The organism is Ruegeria sp. G2 (genome assembly GCF_056533505.1).
On the sequence record NZ_JBQFON010000009.1, the window covers coordinates 60,696 to 78,053 of the forward strand.

Genomic DNA, 17,358 nt, shown 5'->3' on the forward strand with positions numbered 1-17,358 from the left:
GGTGCCAGAAATCAAAATACTGACCGAGGCAGATCTTCGCACGCTGGTTCCGCTGGACACCGACGCGATTGACTGCGTTGAACAGGGGTTCGCAGTGCTGGCCGGAGGCAGCGTCGTGATGCCCCCGATCATGACGTTGATGGTTCCGGACCATAATGGCGAGGTCTGTGTAAAATCCGCCTATGTCCCCGGCATCGACAGTTTCGCCATGAAGATGAGCCCCGGATTTTTTGACAATCCCAAATTGGGCCTGCCGAGCACGTCCGGACTGATGGTCCTGTTCTCGTCCAAGACCGGTATTCTCGAAGCCCTTCTTCTGGACAACGGCTATCTCACGGATGTGCGCACCGCCGCTGCCGGAGCCGTGGCGGCACGCCACCTTGCGAAAGAAGGCTCAAGCACGGTTTGCGTGATCGGGGCCGGAGTTCAGGCCAGATTGCAATTGAAAGCTCTTTCCCTTGTGCGACCAATCGCAAGCGCCGTGATCTGGGCGCGCGACAATGCAAAAGCCGAAGGTCTGGCGACGGAACTGAGGGATGAGATGGGCATCGACGTAAGCCCGGAAGAGAGCGCGGCCGCAGCCGTGTCTTCGACGGATATCGTCGTGACGACCACCCCCTCCACCACGCCTCTTGTCCTGTCGGATTGGCTGCAACCTGGGCAACTGATCATCGCGATGGGGTCAGATCAGGAACACAAGGTTGAGCTGGACCCAACCTGTCTGGCCCGCGCGGAGCTATATGTGCCGGACAGTCAGTCGCAATGCGCCGTCAAAGGTGAATTGCGCTATGCCCTTGCCGCCGGTGTTGTTCCTCCCGACCAGCAATTTTCAGAGCTGGGCGACATCGTCACTGGTAATGCGTCTGGTCGGCGGTCGGACAGCGATATTGTCATCGCTGATCTGACCGGCACTGGCGTGCAGGACACCGCCATCGCCACGCTCGCAAGGCATCGCGCCGAGACCAAAGGCGCGGGCACTACATTCAACAGCTGAAGAAAAACACCATGAACGCACCTACACTCCACTTCACGCCCGATGAGTTCGCAAACCGGCTGGCCAAGACCCGAACCGCAATGGCGGCGGCGGGATTGGATCTGCTTGTAATATCCGACCCGTCCAATATGGCGTGGCTAACCGGATATGACGGCTGGTCTTTCTATGTGCATCAGGCTGTCGTCGTTGGCACTGACTTTGACCCTGTCTGGTTCGGACGCGGACAAGATGCTGCAGGCGCGCGGCGGACCACGTGGCTGCCCGAAGCCGATATCATTGGCTACCCCGACCACTATGTTCAATCCACCGAACGCCATCCGATGGACTATCTCGCCGCGCGTTTGATTGAACGTGGTCAGGGCAACAAGCGCATCGGCGTCGAGATGGACAACTACTGGTTCTCGGCCAAAGCCTATGCCGCCTTGACCAGCGGTCTGCCTGACGCATCGTTTTCCGATGCAACGGCGCTGGTGAACTGGCAGCGCGCCGTGAAGTCCGAGACCGAGCTTGACTATATGCGCGTAGCTGGGCGGTTTGTCGAAAAGATGCACAAACGCATCTTCGAAGTGGTTGAGCCTGGTCTTCCAAAGTCGTCGCTCGTGGCCGAGATTTATGACGCCGGTCTGCGCTATGACAATCAGATTGGTGCTGGGGGCGACTATCCCGCGCTTGTCCCGCTTTTGCCCTCCGGAGCGGACGCCGCCGCGCCGCACCTGACCTGGGATGACAAGCCCATGAAGACCGGCGAAGGTACGTTTTTCGAAATCGCGGGCGTGTATCGTAGGTACCATTGCCCGCTGTCGAGAACGGTCTTTCTTGGTCAGCCGCCGAAAGCATTTCTTGAAGCCGAGAAAGCGGTTCAAGAGGGGATGGAAGCCGGCCTTGAAGTAGCCCGTGCAGGAAACCTCTGCGAGGACATCGCCAAAGCCTTCTTTGCGGTTTTGTCCCGCCACGGTATCGAGAAAGATAACCGAACAGGCTATCCGATCGGGCTATCTTATCCCCCGGATTGGGGCGAAAGGACCATGAGCCTGCGCGCGGGCGACAAAACGGTTCTGGAGCCAAACATGACATTCCACTTCATGACGGGTCTTTGGATGGACGAATGGGGCTTTGAGATTACCGAGAGCATTGTCATTCGAGACGGTGAACCAGAATTGCTCGCCAATGTACCACGCAAACTGATGATCAAACCATGACCGCAACCAATCCGATCTCAAGCACTGTTCCCTTCGATCAGGACGGAGAGTTTCATGGCTTTCTATCTCTTCCGCACAGTCGCGAGGACAGCGCATGGGGCCTTATACAAATTCCGATTTCAGTGTTTCGAAACGGGGATGGCCCAACCGCGCTGCTTACCGGGGCCAACCACGGGGACGAATACGAAGGCCCAATTGCTCTCCAGTCGCTTGCACATGATCTGAGCGCCGAAGAGATTCGTGGCAGGGTGATCATCGTGCCCTACATGAACTACCCCGCATTTCGGGCCGCGAAGCGTATTTCGCCGGTAGATGGGCTCAACATGAACCGCATCTTTCCCGGCAAACCCAATGGTACGGTGACAGAAAAGATTGCAGATTATTTCCTGAACCGGCTCATCCCCTTGGCAGATATCGTTCTCGACTATCATTCCGGTGGCAAGTCTCTGGACTTCATTCCATTTGCTGCAGCCCACTTGCTTGAGGACAAAACCCAAGAAGCGGCCTGCATCGCCGCGATGGAGGCTTTCGGCGCTCCATACTCGATGACGCTAAAGGAAATCGACCCCACCGGCATGTATGACACAGCGGTCGAGGAGGCAGGGAAGATTTTTGTCTCCACCGAGCTCGGCGGTGGCGGCTCCGCCACAGCACGCTCAGCCGGCATAGCGCGCAGGGGCGCAGAAAACATCCTGAGACACGCCGGGATCTTGGAAGGTGAGCCAATTGGCACTGGCACCACTCGGATCGATACGACGGGCGGCGATTGCTTTCACTTTTCACCCAGCGATGGAATGCTCGAGATGCTATTCGATCTCGCGGATGAAGTGGCAGCGGGCGACACCATCGCAAGGATCTGGCCGTTGGATGGGTCTGGGAAAAAGCCTTCAAAGGTGATTTCAAATGAGACTGGGATCCTGGCAGCACGACATTTCCCCGGCCTGATCAAGCTGGGCGATTGTCTGGCTGTCGTGGCCGTTACCCAGTAACGCTTGGAAGTGCTCTGTTCGTTTGTTTGCCCGAAAAACCATCCAATTCGGGCAAATGAGGTTAGTGCGGGACGTATAAAATCAAACCCTCCTGAACGCATTGAAACCGGCTTTACTGAACGCGCTCGACTAAGTGGCATAGGGCTCACCCCGTAATGAGCAGGGTGCCAGCCCCGACATTCGTTGCGTCCTGACGAGTGATCAAGTTGGGCTCTGAGCCGCCCGATGCTTGTGCGACAACGACCGACATCGGGCGTCTCTGGCACCGGTCATTCATTGAGCCTGTAGATTTGTCTCGTCGGCGCGGTGCTGATGATTGGGCTTGGAGGGAGGATAGGAGGCATATCATGCCAAGAGTCCAACTTCCTGCAACTACCCCGAAACGCCGAGCATGGAACAAGGGGCGGATTATCGGTCAAAAGCGGCCTTTGCTACCCAAACAAGTCTGGGCGATCCGAGCGCGGCTCGAACTGGCAGGTTATCTACGCGATCTGGCTTTGTTCAACGTCGCCATCGACAGCAAGCTGCGTGGCTGTGATCTGGTCAAATTGGCCGTTTCCGATCTCGTCAAAGATGATCGCGTCCGGGAACGCGTATCGGTCATCCAAAGCAAGACCAAGCGCCCTGTCCAGTTTGAACTCATGGAAAACACGCGTGAAACCGTCTTGGCATGGGTCAAATCACCTGAGATGTTTGCATGTCGATTTATGTTCCCAAGCCGCTTCCATGACCGCCCACACATCTCGACCCGCCAGTATGGACGGCTTGTTCGTGATTGGGTCGCGGCGATTGGGTTGGAGCCAAGTGGATATGGCACCCATTCGCTCCGCCGGACAAAGGCAGCGGAGATCTACCGAAAGACCGGCAACCTCCGCGCAGTGCAACTGCTGTTAGGTCACACAAAGGTGGACAGCACAGTGCGCTACCTTGGCGTTGAACTCGAAGATGCTCTGAGCATCGCTGAGCGCATCGATATCTGAGCTAACTTGGCGGACGGTCCTGCCGTTCGCCATTTCAATGCGGGTCTTTGTCCTCTGTGCGGCGTTGGTCGGTGCTGAGCCCAAATCGACGGATGCTGCGCTGGGGTTAAATGTCCGCTTTCAGCGAGCTAAATCGGCGGTTAGTCTTCCATCGCTTCATAAATGCCTGTTTCGAGTTTGTTTTTAATTACGCTTAGCAGGCGCCTGGCAGCTTGTTCATCGTATGATTTCAGATCTAAAAATTTCACAGCTGCTTCCAGTTCTGCGGCCGCTGCGGCTTTTCCTTTGGGGCCGAGACCTCTGATCTCTGGCGCCAATTTCTTAAACACCAACGACCGCAGCCTTAAGCGCATTTGATCCGCACCTTGTCCACCAGACGAGGTATTATAGTCGACACCGTCCGACCCACCCCCAACAGAGCCAGACGAGGTATTGTAGTCTACGCCGTCCGAACCATCCTCAACAGAGCCAGACGAGGTATTATAGTCGACACCGTCCGACCCACCCCCGACAGAGCCAGACGAGGTATTGTAGTCGACACCGTCCGACCCACCCCCAACAGAGCCAGACGAAGTATTATAGTCAACTCCATCTGCACCCGCCGCCGCACTCGCCGATGGTAGTGGTTGGGTTGGCTTTTTTCGGGCCGGTGGGTCCAGTTTTGAAAACGTTCCGTTTGCAAGCTTGGCCGTAAGCGACTTGATTAAACGCTTCGCGATATCGGCATCGAAGTTTTCTTTATCTATTGCTTTGGCGACTTCGTCCAACTCTGGCTCGGCTTGCGCACGCCCTTTTGGTCCGAGGTCGCGAACCAGCGGTGCAAGTTTACCCATGACCAATCGCACAAGTTTTTGTCGGTCGTCATCGTTGTCTTCGTCGTCTGCTAATATGGCGTTACCATAGTCAGCGGTAGATGTACCTGAAGCACCGGCGCTAGGTAATTTTTGGGTCGGTTGGCGAACCGGGGGTACAACAGAGGCTGCATCTTGGTCGTCAGACAACGAAGCTGCCATGTCAATATTAGCCACCTTTAGAGTGCAAATTCCGCTAAGTTGTTTGTTTAACTTGTCGAGAACCTTCCCTTTAATTTTGTTTGGGTCCTCTGCGCAAAGGATCACCGTTTTACCTTTTGTCACGATCTTTCCGCGAGTTATTTTTTTTCCTGGTACCGAAACTTTCTCATCGTCGCCAAATGCTACGAGATGAAAGCTGTCTTTCAAAACTTTGTGGTTGGTCAGAATGAAATTAGTCGCACCACCCTTGGTTTTCGCGCCAAACGCTGTCTTTTCTTTGTCTTTCAACCTTTGATCCTTTCATGTCTGCCGCCCATTTCATTCAGTCACGCGTGTCATTTAATCTCAACAGCTTTCTCATAATGATGAAAGGTGAATGTGACTTTGCGAGTGGCTCCCTAGTTCTTCATAAATAATCTCTACTGAGGGCTCAAAAGTCCGTTGATCATTGACGAAGGGGTGAAAAATCGCAGCGGCCACAATAAGAGGCTACTTTCCATATTTCTTAAGCAGCAGATGCATCGGTTAAATGCGTTGCTGCATCCGCTAAGTCCCGACAAGCGAGAACGAAGTAGATCAAGCTTGATCTGAACGCGGAATTTGCGCCCATTGTGCTCAAGTTCGGTTTTGTCCGCACAGCGGTTGTTCGACGTGAGCCAAGCGAATGTCCGATTTGTTGAGCTAAGCAAGATCAAAACTCACAATTCAGAAATTCCTTTCGGTGCCTACGGAAAACCTCACAGAGAGACTTGGGTGGACTTTTTGGGCTCTCTGGCGCGGCATGACCGCCTTCTACCGTCTTGTCTTATGCCTAGCGTTTAGGATCGTAAAAACTAAGCTTGTTGACCGCGATAACGCGCGCACATCGGTATAGTTGGCATATATTCTGGTCCGAAAGATGTTAGTGAGGAACTGTCACACAAAGGAATGACAGATGAGAGTATGCGGTTGCGAGATATCGGCACAAGAAGTTCGGCTTGCAGTTGTCGACCTGGATGACGAGGGCAAGGCGGAGATGCTCCGACCGAAGACCACAAGGATTGAACTCGAGGATGATACATCCGAGGCAGATTTGCGTTCATTCATGGCCGCGCTAGATGAGTTTGCTCGCGAAAACGAGGTTGGAACATTTGCGATCAAAACGCGCGCAAAGAAAGGCCGTATGGCAGGCGGTGCGGTCTCTTTCAAAATCGAGACTCTGATCCAACTTACAGAAGGATGTCACACTAGGTTCGTTAATCCGGTGGCTTTGTCCAATTTCGCCACGAAGGAAGTGAAAGAGTATCCCGAGAAGCTGCCGGTCTATTTAAAGAACGCCTTTCTTTCTGGTGCTTATACATTGGTCAAGGGCTGATGTCTGATCTTGCCAATTGTGGCAGGAAGCCCATGTGTGTGATTCCATGCCCAGCGCTCCATTTTCCACCATTATCAAATGGCTACCTGCCACTGAGCCCTTTTTGCTTCAGGGTTTCCCAGTTTTGAGGGCATTAGAGAATGTTAACGTAGCGTGAACGATGCATTCAAATTTGGTTCAATCTCGTTCAAGTAAATTGGTATTGCTTGCCTCAATTTTGGCCAAGTGTTTATCCGACTATTTTTGGGGGAATATTATGTCAAAATCCAAACTTACTATCATCAGCTTATTAGCGGCGACCATGGCTTTCTCTGTGCCTGTTTACGCCGAGGACGTACCTGATGACCCTGACCCGCCCACCCAAACGAAGAAAGGGGACAACGGCTGGGGCAACGGTGCCGACACCACAAATGCAGGGAGTTTCTCAGGCGGCACAAGTTCGTCAAAGAGCACAAACGGAGGCTCGCGGGACGATAGAAACTATCCTTCGGCGCTTGATAGGTTCGAAGGACGGTAACACAGCTGGAATTGAGAATCATAGTGGGCGGCGCTGGCCGCCCATTTCACGACTGACCGGACCAATTTTGCCGGAGCAGCCAGTGTTTACGCTGGCGACAAATCTCAGAGCGCTCCAGCATTTCAGATGTGGTTCTGTGTAGCGCTATCAGAGTACAGGTCGCCCACATAGAGATGTAATAGTCTGAATTGGAGCGTTTAGGCGGGCTACCGATGAGGAGACGGAAGTCCGGCGTAGATGCCGTGAAGATTTCCCTTTGGCTTTAATCTCTCTACGACTCTTATCTAACCACCGCATAGCATCGTTAGTGAACGCTTGCATTTTTTCTACATCTTCTCCTGAGAATACGTCCTTACTAATCGGTTGTACCACCGCCATCAGACTAGATGTCCCGATGGTCTAAATTTGTCGGTCCCCCAAGCTAGGAAAGGCATATCTCTCAATCGCCAAAAGCCAAATTTCCCCATGCCGTTTGCTACGCCACGTTGGCAGCAGATTTGCGTGTGTGCGCAGGGCGGCTTCGCGACACGTCAGCGTTTCCCGTTTTCTGACGGTATCCGGTTTGCTGCCAGACCGAGCCACTTTTCATTACTCACGCGCTAGCTCTCTGGCCTCGGACAGCCTGACCAACGAGGCGGAGCCCAACCCTAGGTCTCCTCTTTTCCCGTATACGACAGTCCTAAGTATCCAAGACTTACCCCCGGCTTTGCCAATGCGCTGATACAGACCGCCTCCATCGCGATACATCCCCGGCTCTTCAAGGCTTTGAACTTTTCATACTGTAAGAGAAGGCACCGTTTTTTCTGTCCCATCATTTGATCGATAAAAAAACTAAGACCGTGCGAGATGGTATGAGAGAGGATAGGACGACAAGCTGGATATTTTTCTTTGTTTACAGAATGAAGTAAGAATTTCAGAAATCACATGAGAAGGTAGTTTGGCAGTCTCTTCCGCTACCAGCATCCCCAAAGTACAGTAAACTTGCTCATTTTGGTGACCAAATTGCTTATTGATCGCTTGGAGCAGCATATGAAGTTGCATCAGGCGCGATAAAACAGATAGCGATCAGGTGCGATGGTTTCAGGGCCCCGTATCGGGGTGAAACCTACCAGGGGTTGTCCTGATATCAGCAAGCCGCCGGGGCACATCACCTGTTTGACCAGAGGGCTCAGGCGGGCTGCTTCGGCAACATCGTCTGACTTGATCCCGCGACCAAAATCATAGTGCGCTAGTGCGATAGTATGGCCAGCTTCCGCCAATTTCAGTAACATCGGTTCCGCTTCGCCTTGCAGAAAATCTTCTGCAGGAGGCGTGCTGTCGGGGTGGCATTGCAACACGCGATCCATTACCCAAATTCGGCGTAAAGGCAGGATCTCTCGTAAATGGTCATAGGTACGTCCATTGCCCAGCCCCAAGTCTAGAACATCTCCGTCCATGGCGTCGATCTGTTCAGCGGCCCAATTCAACCCGTCACGTTGCGCGGTCAGGCGTCTTAGCATGGAATCCAGTCGACTCATTCGGGTTCTCCCAGCGTTTTGTTGCATGGTGCAATCCAAGGAATACCAGGCCCATCAAGCAGCCTTTGCAACAGGTCTTTCGTAAACGTCCAGATGTCCTGATCATGGACCAGATGATGCGTCAACACCCCAAATGCTTCAGCATTGTCTGCCCGTCCTGCGCGTCGATCTTGTAGCAGTGTGACCACTTGCGAAATCAGCTCTTCCGGGTCAGCCAAGCCGCGAGTTCCGCGCCAGTCGATAGGATCGAGATGCGTATTTACCTGCTCGAGACCAGGAGCGGCGAGTGGTGTTTTCCGAGGTGTTGAGGTCGATACTATCCGAAAACCCAGCCCTCGGAGATGAGCTGTAACTTCAGGATCAATCCGGTTCCAAGGTGGCACAAACATCGGGCGTAACTGATCACCAAACAGATTCTGTAGCCGAGACAGTCCGGACCTTGCGTCAGAAACAATGGCTTCGATTGGTCGGTGCAAACGGAACTCGGCTTTCTTTTCACCTATGGGGGCGTGGTTCTGATGCGCCCAGCCATGCACAACTGGGAATAAGGCGGTCTGATCATGCACATAATCCGCCAGTGACACCTCAGCTGGGCGCGGGATCACAGCCAGATGGACTGGTAGCCCCAGCTCAACGGACATCAAGGTGAGTTTTTCGAGCTGTGGCGTCACCGAGATCGCGTCGTCATCGCGCCACCACAAGGGCAGCGTCAAATCCGCTTCTTCCCAGCGCTGCAACTCAATCATCAAGGGTTGCCAATCAGGGCTCATCGGCGGGCCTCATATAAGTCGGTCGCAATTTCCACCGATCGGCGGGCGCCATCAAACCCTTCAGACATTGGAGGACGAGCAATACCCGACATGACACGATCCAGAGCGTTTGCAAGTGAGGGTCCGGATAGTTCAGAACTGTTCAGCACCTCAACCCCATCCAATTGCGAAAGCGCACGCGCACGCAATCCCTGCTCGACCTCTTTGCCGTCGTCAAATGGGATCAACACAGCAGGGGGCCCGCATTGCAGCAGATCCATGGCTGTATTGTATCCGCACATACTAATCGAGGCTGCAACAAGCGGAAGCATTTGACGAAAATCTGGGCGAACGGGTTCCAGAATAACCGTTGTCCCCTCGGCCAACTGCGAAAGCTCGGCGATGCGCGCTTTGGCATCCTGTCCTCCCACCAACAGGCGCCAGCGCCTGTTGGGCATCTTTCGGGCGGCCTCAATGGCCGCCTGAAAGATCGGTTGGCCAACTGATCCGCCACCGGCACTTACGATGATCTCGTCCCAACCTGTACCCTCCGGATGGCTTGGCGGTGCGCTCGGTGCGACGAAACCCGTGTAGTGCAGCTGTGCTGCCAGTTGCGATGAAACAGGCCAACTGACGTCGAGGGGTGTGATCCGAGGGTCGGCATGGACCAGAACACCGTCATAAAACTCTGCAATAACTTCGTCCGTTCGGATCGCTTTTGCAGGCTTTGATGGCGGCGCAAGAATATCGCGGATTGAACTCAGTATAACAGGGGGGCGAGATATCCCCCGCGCGGCTTTTATTGCCGCTTGGAACTCCGCTGCGAGCGAACGTCGTCCAAACGGATATAGCTCGGTGATCAGAACCTGCGGCCCGAAGCTGCGTACTGCCTGAACCAGTCCGGTTGCGCGTGCTTCGAAATAGGCGGCGTCTGCAACGGTACCATCCTGATCTAGCAATCGGGTAAAATCGGTGCCATCCGACCTCAGCGGCGGCAAACCCAGCAGAGACATCCCGGTCGTATCCAGCTGCGGTGCGGGCATACCTCCGGAAACGACAAGAACCTCATGGTTCTGATCAGCGAATGCGCGCGCCAATGTCAGTGCCCGGCTCAGATGCCCGGTGCCCAACAGGTGGGTAACGACGATCATCACCTTCATTTTCAGGCCTCACGCGCAAGCAGGCGGACGGGTTCGGGCTGGGCCCGCATCGGATTCGACTCGATGACAAATAACCTGTTGCGTTTGATTTTGAACGGGGCGGGGCCTGCAAAGTTCCAGCCCCAGGCCTTGGCCAAAATCACCCGCATGATGCCGATATGGCAGACGGCAAGATTGTCGCCCGTCAGGCCATCCATCCAAGGTGCGATTCTTGCCCAAAGTTCTGCCGGGCTTTCACCGTTAGGTGGTCGGTAATCCCAACCCCACTCTTCAATATGACGATAGCCGCTATCGGGAATCGCGATCAGGTCCACGCCGCGATGCCCTTCCCAATCTCCCCAGTTCATCTCGGTCAAGGCTTTGGATGTTTTGGGGGCTTTGCCAGATACAAGTTCAGCGGTTTCAGCTGCGCGACTTAGCGGGCTGGACCAGATCGATGCAGTGTCCCACGGCGATGGCAGACAATATCCCGCAAGCTCGGCACGGGCATCAATATCCAGGGGAATGTCGCTGCGACCCTGAATGCGACCAGCGCGGTTCCATTCGGTATGTCCGTGGCGCAATAGGGCGAGGCGGGTCATTCTTCTTTCTCCAACAAGGGGCGCACGGCAGTCCAGAACCGATCCGTCGCCGACGGGATCAGATGGCGTTGCGCGATGTAGGCGCGGGCGCGATCACCCTCGGTTCGCCGAAGGTCGGGATCATCCAAGAGCAACTGTATACGAGCGGCCAGCCCTTTGGTGCCCGAACTTACATTGGGATGATCAGAGGGCATCAGTACATCACGCACGCCGGGGCGATCTTGTGCCACGACCGGAACACCGCTGGCCTGGGCCTCAAGATAGACCATACCATAGGCTTCGTTGACGCCGGGCCAGACAAACATCGATGCTTGACGGTAGTGCTCTTGCAATGTGCCTCGATCAAGCTGACCCAGAAACCTGACGCGGGACCCGAACTGCGCCATCAGCGCTTCGACCTTGGGGCGGGCAGGGCCATCGCCTGCTATGTCCAGTAACCAATCGCCGTTGAGATGTTCCAGCGTCTTGGCCAAAATCGTGTACGAGGCCAATTTGTCCCCGGAACGCATCATACCCACAGTCAACATCGGACCATCGCGGGTAGATGGGGAAGGCAATTCAGCAACAGGTAGAAACGGGGGCAATTCTACCAATATTTGTGCGCCGAATTTCTCGCGCTTTAGTGTGATCAGATCGTTGGCTGTGTGATAAAATATTATCTGCGCGGCATCACAGGCGTCGTGCGCCGACTGGGCAAACCCGGCCCATGCACCCGAGAGCCGACTGGTGGCACGGGTGCTTTCCAGTTGTACATATGGGATACCCCGCGCGCGACATACTGCGGGGCCCAATAGATCTGGCGCTTTGTAGTAGTTGTGATATGTCACCCAAAGGTCCGTGTCCGATGGCAGTTCCGCGATCAGCCGCGTAGCTTCGACCATCGCTTTATCTCGCAATTGATTCTGAAGTGCGCGCTCACCCTTCTTGTCGTAAATCCGCAGGTCTGATGCGAGTTCAACAATGTTGTTTTGGGCGCGGATTGCAGTGATCAGGTTGCGTGCCATTTCGCGGTCGCCCGAAGGCTTGGGGCTGTCGGGGGATTTCATCGGCGCATAAAAAGCCACCCGAGCCATCACCGACCATCCGTGCACAATGCGTTTAACCGCTCGGACAGGCGATGTATGCCCGGATCCATACGAAAGTCGGCGATCAAACGGTCATACGCTGCCTCTGCCATTTGCGCGGTTTTGGCCGGGTTCTGGGCAAGGTTGGAAATGGCGGAGGCCAAAGAGGCCGGGTCGTCGTGCGATAGAATTCCATGGACGCCAGTTTCGATGAACTCTGGGATCGCTGATATCGGCGTCGACAAAATCGGAAGGCGCTGAGACGCCGCCTCCATCAGCACGTTCGGCAAGCCATCTCGGTCACCATCTTCAGCAATCCGGCTGGGCAGCACAAACAGGTCAGAGCGGCGCATCTCCGTAATGACCTCAGGTTGGTCGCATGCACCCATCCAGGTGATCCGACCTGACAGCCCTGCAGCATCGGCCTGTGCACTCAGTTTTTTGGCCAGTGTTCCCCCGCCGATATGGGTCCAGTGCCAGTCCAAAGTGTCAGGGAGCAGAGCAAACGCGTCGATAAGGCGATCAAAGCCCTTTTTCTCGACCAACCGCCCGACTGAAAGCATATGAAAGGGTGCGTCGGCCGCCCGCTGGCCACGCTCAGGAGGGGTCGGAAAACGGGACAGGTCCAGACCGTGGTAAATCAACTCAACGCGCGCAGGATCATCAGCCAATTCGCGCAGATGCGCTGCACCGATTGCGGTGCAGGTTGCCCCAAAAGTGGCTCCGTGACTTTTCAGGTGCAGTTTTTCCTTCTTTTCCCAGTCTGGCGAGGTCCAAATATCTTTGGCGTGCGCTGAAAAACTCCACGGCAGGCCGCGCATGATCGCGGCGTAACGGGCGACCGACGATGGCGTGTGCATGAAATGCGCGTACAGCGCTTGCGTTTCCTCAGGTAACTCGGCAGCTAGCACGCAGGCCTGTCCGAACCGGCGAATGCGGTTATGGGTTTGGTCTCGGCGCAGGTCTTGCCGCCAGACCCGATATGCCTCTGGGTATCCGGGCAAACCCGAAGCGACGGCGCGTGCAGCGGCAAGCCGTTCAGGTTCGTCATAAAGGTATTCTGGCAGATAGCGTACTTGCCCATTGAAACGATCATGCAGCGGGTGCCGCTTGGCGTCGGTCGGATGGCGCAAAGACCAGATATCGAAGTTGTGGCCAGCCTCCTGCAAGGCAACGAGTTCTTGGGCAATGAACGTCTCGGACAGGCGCGGCCAGCCTTTGACTAGCACCGCAAGCCTGGGGTGTGTTTTGATCATCCTGTCGCGCGCTCTTGTTCTGCGGCTAGTAGTGCGGTGATGCGATGGGTGACGTAGTTCAGACCATCCAGCAAACCGGCGCTTATGGCTTGCGACGGCAAGGGCTGAAGGGGAAGATTACGGATCGCGTGGATCATCGCGTCCGCCGTCAGACCGTCACGATTTTCATCGAGCATTCGCACGAGTCCCAGATCTTCCGCGCGAGAGGCGCGTATCCATTGTTCCAGACGGGGTGTTGTGCGCGGGACGATGACCGCGCGTTTGTCGAAGGACAGTACTTCGCAGAAGGTATTGTAGCCGCCCATGCAGACTACACCGGCTGCTCCGGCGAACAGCGTTTCGATCTGAGATTCGAAGCCTACAGCTGTGACCCGGCCATCAAGTGCGGCGACGCGGGTTTCAAAATCCTCGCGCAATTCACCTGACAGGAATGGCCCATAGACCAGCACGGCACGCGGAGAAAGGTCCGGGTCTTTCTCATAGGCTGACAACACGAGGTTGACCATAGCTTTGCCATCGCCGCCACCGCCGGGCGTAATCAAGATATAAGGTTGCTCGGGCGGCTCACCGACAGGCCCCAGATCACGCCTTAGATATCCGGTCCAGTGCATGCGTTGTTGCGTTGTCGGACTGAGGGGTAGACCTTGGGTCGGGTCATAGATCGAGCGCAAGCCATATACCCAGATCTCATCGTAGAAACGCTCGGTTGCCGAGATCGCTTCTTTGCGTTCCCATTCGGCGGCCAATACATCGGGTTCGTCCAGAACATCGCGCAGACCCAGAACCAGCTTGGTCGAACCCGAGTTCTCAAGATAGTCCAGCGTCGGTAACAATTCACCGCGAAACCCGGTCGGTTCTTTGTCGACGATCAAAACCTCTGGGTCAAATTGCGTAACAGCTGTTTGGATAAGGCTTGCACGCAGCTCAGTTACATCATCAATCCCCATGCCAATGGTTTGTGAGGCGTAAGAACCGTCCGCGCGTTTGGTGACGCCAGGCAAGCGAACATGGTCGACCCGCCGTGGAAAAGTAAAACGACCCGCTACCGGAGAGCCGGTCAAGATCAAAGCCGAAGCGCGTTGATCGGCCTGTGTAATCGCTGCCGCCAAAGCTCGAGACCGGCGCAAATGGCCCAGACCGAACGTGTCGTGACTGTATAGCAGGATACGAGGCGCGCGGCCGTGATGTTCGTTTTTGTTACCTCGGCTCATGCCTTCGCCTGTTTCGGTTCCGATGCAACTCCGCGCGTTTGCACCTGAGTATCCTATTTCATTCGCGCCTGCGCGCAAAAGGTGGGAATTTTTCCCTGCAAATGCGCCAAACATTGCGAATTGGCAACAGCATATTCGTTGCCTTATCGTCAATGTGACGCGGCCCCTTTGTTGGCGATTGCCCGCAATGAACAAGATTGCGTACGATCCTAGGGCTCAGGCCGTCATATTCAATTTTTGGTTGCTTGAAAATACCTTATCCAGTCGTTTGCGCCGAGGCCACTGGCCTTACGCAAAGATGCCTTTGCGTGCGCGGATGATTTGAACAGCAGACCAAGCTTCTGTAGTCTTGCCGGCAACTGTGATTTGGGTGCGAGACACTATGAAAACGAATATTCTGGCCGGGCTGTTTCTGGTGCTTTGGGCCGCAATCCTTGCATGCGTACCCGAAGCAGAGGCGCAAACCTCGCTGATCCCGGGATATCCAATTGGATCGTCCGAAGAAACCAGCACATCAAGTTCGGCAGAAGAGGGCGATCTGGCAGCTGCGATCCGCGCGGCTTCTGAAGCTGGTGCAAGTGTCATCGTAATCGACAGCGCGGGACAGGTGGTTTCGTCAGCCAATAATGGCGGTGCAACATCTGATCCAGAGGTTGCTGACCCGATGGCGGAAGGGTCTCAACTGATGAAGGCTCAGGAGCGGTTCTCGAAATTTCGGGAATCTGTGCGCTCGCGTTTAGAAGCGCTTCCGTATTCGGTTTTTGAGGTGCAGTACGTTCTGAGACAAACCAGCCCGGATGGCCGTATTCAGACCTATTTCGAGGTCTTGGCCTGGAACATTGTTTTTCTTCTGCTGGGACGCTGGTTATCGACCGAGATTTACGGAAAGCGTATCGCCAAGCGTTGGGTTGTTGCCCGCATCAAGGAAAACCCCGTTGGCTATCGCGAGAAAATGCCTTTCTTGGTTTACCGCTTCGTAATGGGCATCGGTGGGACGATCTTTGCGATGCTGATGGCGCTGATCGTGGGGTATCTGTTCTTTGGCGAAGCCGAGGATATATCCATTCAGTTCACTGTCACCGCGATTTTTACTGCGTTCTTCCTGTCGCGCACGGTTGCGGACTTGTGGCGGATGATCTTGTCACCGTTTCTCAGCCAGTACCGTTTGCCCCCGTTTTCCGATCGGGACGCCAAGCGGCTATACCGGTGGGCGTCGGCAATCGCGACGTTTGATATCTCGGTCGTGCTTTTCTCGACTTGGGTTGCGGATTTTGGGCTGAACTACAATGTTTATGCCTTGGTTTATGGCAGCCTGACTCTGGCCGGTGCGCTGGGCAATCTCTTGATGATATTGTTCAATGCCCGCGCGATTTCTCATGCGATCCGTGGCGGGCGTTTGCCCGAACAAGTTTCGTGGATATTACGATTTATCTCGTTCGCCTGGGCGCCGGTATTGATGCTCTACATTGTGTTCAGCTGGTTCAAGCTAGCAGTTGATCTGGTTTTGGAGATCGAGGATTCCGTCCCGATCGTAGCCAGCAGCTATGCAATATTCATGTCAGTGGTCGTTGCATATGGTGCGATGAACTATCTGCTGGAACGCTACTTTGATCGCAATCGTCAGATCGCGGAACTGAACACCGAAGCAGATGAGGCCGAGGTAGGTGAGGCTGCAGCGCTTGTCACACCCGAGGCTGAAAAGCGCAAACACGCCATATTGACCTACGAAGATCTTGCCCGAAGGGTGGCCGGTATTCTGGCCTTTGTGGTGGGGCTATACGCGCTGGTCGTGATCTGGAATCCGCAAGCCAACTGGAGCGATGATCTGCCCATCGAGCGAGCGCTTGATGTGATGGTGATCTTGTTCATCGGCTACATTCTGTTTCATTTTTTCCGGGTCTGGATCGACAGCAAGATTGCAGAAGAGGTTGACGATGGTGCCGCCGGTGCCGAGCTTGGCGATGAAGGGGGCGAAGGTGGACAGAGCCGGCTTGCGACATTGCTTCCCCTGTTTCGCGGTGCGATCCTGGCTGTGGTCGTTGTCACCATCGCGCTGATTGTATTGATGGAACTTGGGATCAATGTCAGCCCGCTGTTTGCGGGTGCTGGTGTTGTAGGATTGGCCGTAGGATTTGGGTCGCAAACGCTGGTGCGCGATATCTTTTCGGGTGCGTTCTTTCTGATGGATGATGCATTCCGTAAAGGTGAATATATCGATATCGGCGATGTGAAGGGAACGGTGGAAAAGATCTCGGTTCGGTCCTTCCAGTTGCGACACCATCTGGGCGCGCTCAACACGATTCCCTTTGGTGAGATCAAGGTGCTGACCAATTACTCGCGCGATTGGGTGATCATGAAGCTGCCGTTGCGTGTGACGTATGACACGGATGTCGAAAAAGTACGGAAGCTGATCAAAAAATTGGGTCAGGAATTGCTGAGTGATCCGGTGATCGGAGAAAACTTTATCCAGCCTCTGAAATCTCAGGGTGTGATCGAGATGCAGGATTCGGCGATGATTATCCGGGTCAAGTTCATGACCAAACCAGGCGATCAGTGGCTGGTGCGCAAGAAAGTATATCAAGATATCCGTGAACTGTTTGCCCGCGAAGGTATCCGGTTCGCGCATCGCGAGGTCACCGTAAGGTTGGCAGACGGCAAAGAGGCCGAAGACTTAACGCCAAAACAGCGCGAAGCGGTTACAGGCGCTGTTCAGGCTGCGATTGACGAGGATTATCTGGATGATATTGGGCCCGGCGGCGACGATCGCTAAGGCG

At 54.9% G+C, this 17,358-nt stretch carries 16 protein-coding genes; 7 read left to right on the forward strand and 9 right to left on the reverse strand.

What is annotated here, in order from left to right; translation table 11 throughout:
- The first annotated feature begins 1 nt into the window (after window position 1).
- From eutC to ACR0DU_RS16240, 4 genes are all read left to right on the forward strand, one after another.
- The gene (gene eutC / locus ACR0DU_RS16225; protein ID WP_170514409.1) at window positions 2–994 is read left to right on the forward strand and encodes an ectoine utilization protein EutC; all 993 of its coding nucleotides are present in this window, start codon (window positions 2–4) and stop codon (window positions 992–994) included.
- 11 nt (window positions 995–1,005) lie between these two features.
- Window positions 1,006–2,193, forward strand: a complete 1,188-nt coding sequence (gene doeA, locus ACR0DU_RS16230) for an ectoine hydrolase DoeA (protein WP_170514412.1) — start codon at window positions 1,006–1,008, stop codon at window positions 2,191–2,193.
- Window positions 2,190–3,182, forward strand: coding sequence for a N(2)-acetyl-L-2,4-diaminobutanoate deacetylase DoeB (gene doeB / locus ACR0DU_RS16235; RefSeq protein WP_170514416.1), 993 nt, complete (start codon window positions 2,190–2,192; stop codon window positions 3,180–3,182). The genes doeA and doeB overlap by 4 nt, the downstream gene beginning before the upstream one ends.
- A gap of 347 nt (window positions 3,183–3,529) precedes the next feature.
- Window positions 3,530–4,162 (forward strand): tyrosine-type recombinase/integrase, encoded by a 633-nt coding sequence (locus ACR0DU_RS16240; RefSeq protein WP_170514420.1) that lies wholly within the window; start codon window positions 3,530–3,532, stop codon window positions 4,160–4,162.
- A 140-nt stretch (window positions 4,163–4,302) separates the two neighbouring features.
- On the opposite strand, the gene ACR0DU_RS16245 is transcribed toward ACR0DU_RS16240, so the two are convergent.
- Window positions 4,303–5,463, reverse strand: coding sequence for a hypothetical protein (locus ACR0DU_RS16245; RefSeq protein ID WP_480875974.1), 1,161 nt, complete (start codon window positions 5,461–5,463; stop codon window positions 4,303–4,305).
- A gap of 646 nt (window positions 5,464–6,109) precedes the next feature.
- Here ACR0DU_RS16245 and ACR0DU_RS16250 point away from each other — a divergent pair.
- Together ACR0DU_RS16250 and ACR0DU_RS16255 are read left to right on the forward strand one after the other, a co-directional pair.
- A complete protein-coding gene (locus ACR0DU_RS16250; protein ID WP_480875976.1) occupies window positions 6,110–6,529 on the forward strand; it encodes a DUF3010 family protein in 420 nt (139 codons plus the stop codon).
- Between the two features lie 256 nt (window positions 6,530–6,785).
- The gene (locus tag ACR0DU_RS16255; protein WP_139056590.1) at window positions 6,786–7,046 is read left to right on the forward strand and encodes a hypothetical protein; all 261 of its coding nucleotides are present in this window, start codon (window positions 6,786–6,788) and stop codon (window positions 7,044–7,046) included.
- 588 nt (window positions 7,047–7,634) lie between these two features.
- Here ACR0DU_RS16255 and ACR0DU_RS16260 read toward each other — a convergent pair.
- From ACR0DU_RS16260 to ACR0DU_RS16295, 8 genes are all read right to left on the reverse strand, one after another.
- A complete protein-coding gene (locus ACR0DU_RS16260; RefSeq protein WP_480875978.1) occupies window positions 7,635–7,793 on the reverse strand; it encodes an Arm DNA-binding domain-containing protein in 159 nt (52 codons plus the stop codon).
- Window positions 7,794–8,086: 293 nt separating this feature from the next.
- Entirely contained in the window at window positions 8,087–8,563 is a 477-nt protein-coding gene (locus ACR0DU_RS16265; RefSeq protein WP_480875980.1) for a class I SAM-dependent methyltransferase, read from the reverse strand.
- On the reverse strand, window positions 8,560–9,333 hold the full coding sequence (locus ACR0DU_RS16270; RefSeq protein WP_480875982.1) for a polysaccharide deacetylase family protein: 774 nt from the start codon (window positions 9,331–9,333) through the stop codon (window positions 8,560–8,562). Before ACR0DU_RS16270 ends, ACR0DU_RS16265 begins: the two co-directional genes overlap by 4 nt.
- Window positions 9,330–10,472, reverse strand: a complete 1,143-nt coding sequence (locus ACR0DU_RS16275; protein WP_480875984.1) for a glycosyltransferase family protein — start codon at window positions 10,470–10,472, stop codon at window positions 9,330–9,332. Before ACR0DU_RS16275 ends, ACR0DU_RS16270 begins: the two co-directional genes overlap by 4 nt.
- Window positions 10,473–10,474: 2 nt before the next feature.
- Complete coding sequence (locus ACR0DU_RS16280; protein WP_170781579.1) at window positions 10,475–11,053, reverse strand: histidine phosphatase family protein; 579 nt, start codon at window positions 11,051–11,053, stop codon at window positions 10,475–10,477.
- Window positions 11,050–12,126 (reverse strand): glycosyltransferase family 4 protein, encoded by a 1,077-nt coding sequence (locus ACR0DU_RS16285; protein ID WP_170781577.1) that lies wholly within the window; start codon window positions 12,124–12,126, stop codon window positions 11,050–11,052. Before ACR0DU_RS16285 ends, ACR0DU_RS16280 begins: the two co-directional genes overlap by 4 nt.
- The gene (locus ACR0DU_RS16290) at window positions 12,126–13,373 is read right to left on the reverse strand and encodes a glycosyltransferase family 4 protein (RefSeq protein ID WP_170781575.1); all 1,248 of its coding nucleotides are present in this window, start codon (window positions 13,371–13,373) and stop codon (window positions 12,126–12,128) included. The genes ACR0DU_RS16285 and ACR0DU_RS16290 overlap by 1 nt, the downstream gene beginning before the upstream one ends.
- Complete coding sequence (locus tag ACR0DU_RS16295; protein WP_480875987.1) at window positions 13,370–14,584, reverse strand: glycosyltransferase family protein; 1,215 nt, start codon at window positions 14,582–14,584, stop codon at window positions 13,370–13,372. The genes ACR0DU_RS16290 and ACR0DU_RS16295 overlap by 4 nt, the downstream gene beginning before the upstream one ends.
- A 382-nt stretch (window positions 14,585–14,966) precedes the next feature.
- Here ACR0DU_RS16295 and ACR0DU_RS16300 point away from each other — a divergent pair, with 382 nt between their 5' ends.
- Window positions 14,967–17,354 (forward strand): mechanosensitive ion channel domain-containing protein, encoded by a 2,388-nt coding sequence (locus ACR0DU_RS16300; protein WP_480875989.1) that lies wholly within the window; start codon window positions 14,967–14,969, stop codon window positions 17,352–17,354.
- Window positions 17,355–17,358 lie beyond the last annotated feature (4 nt).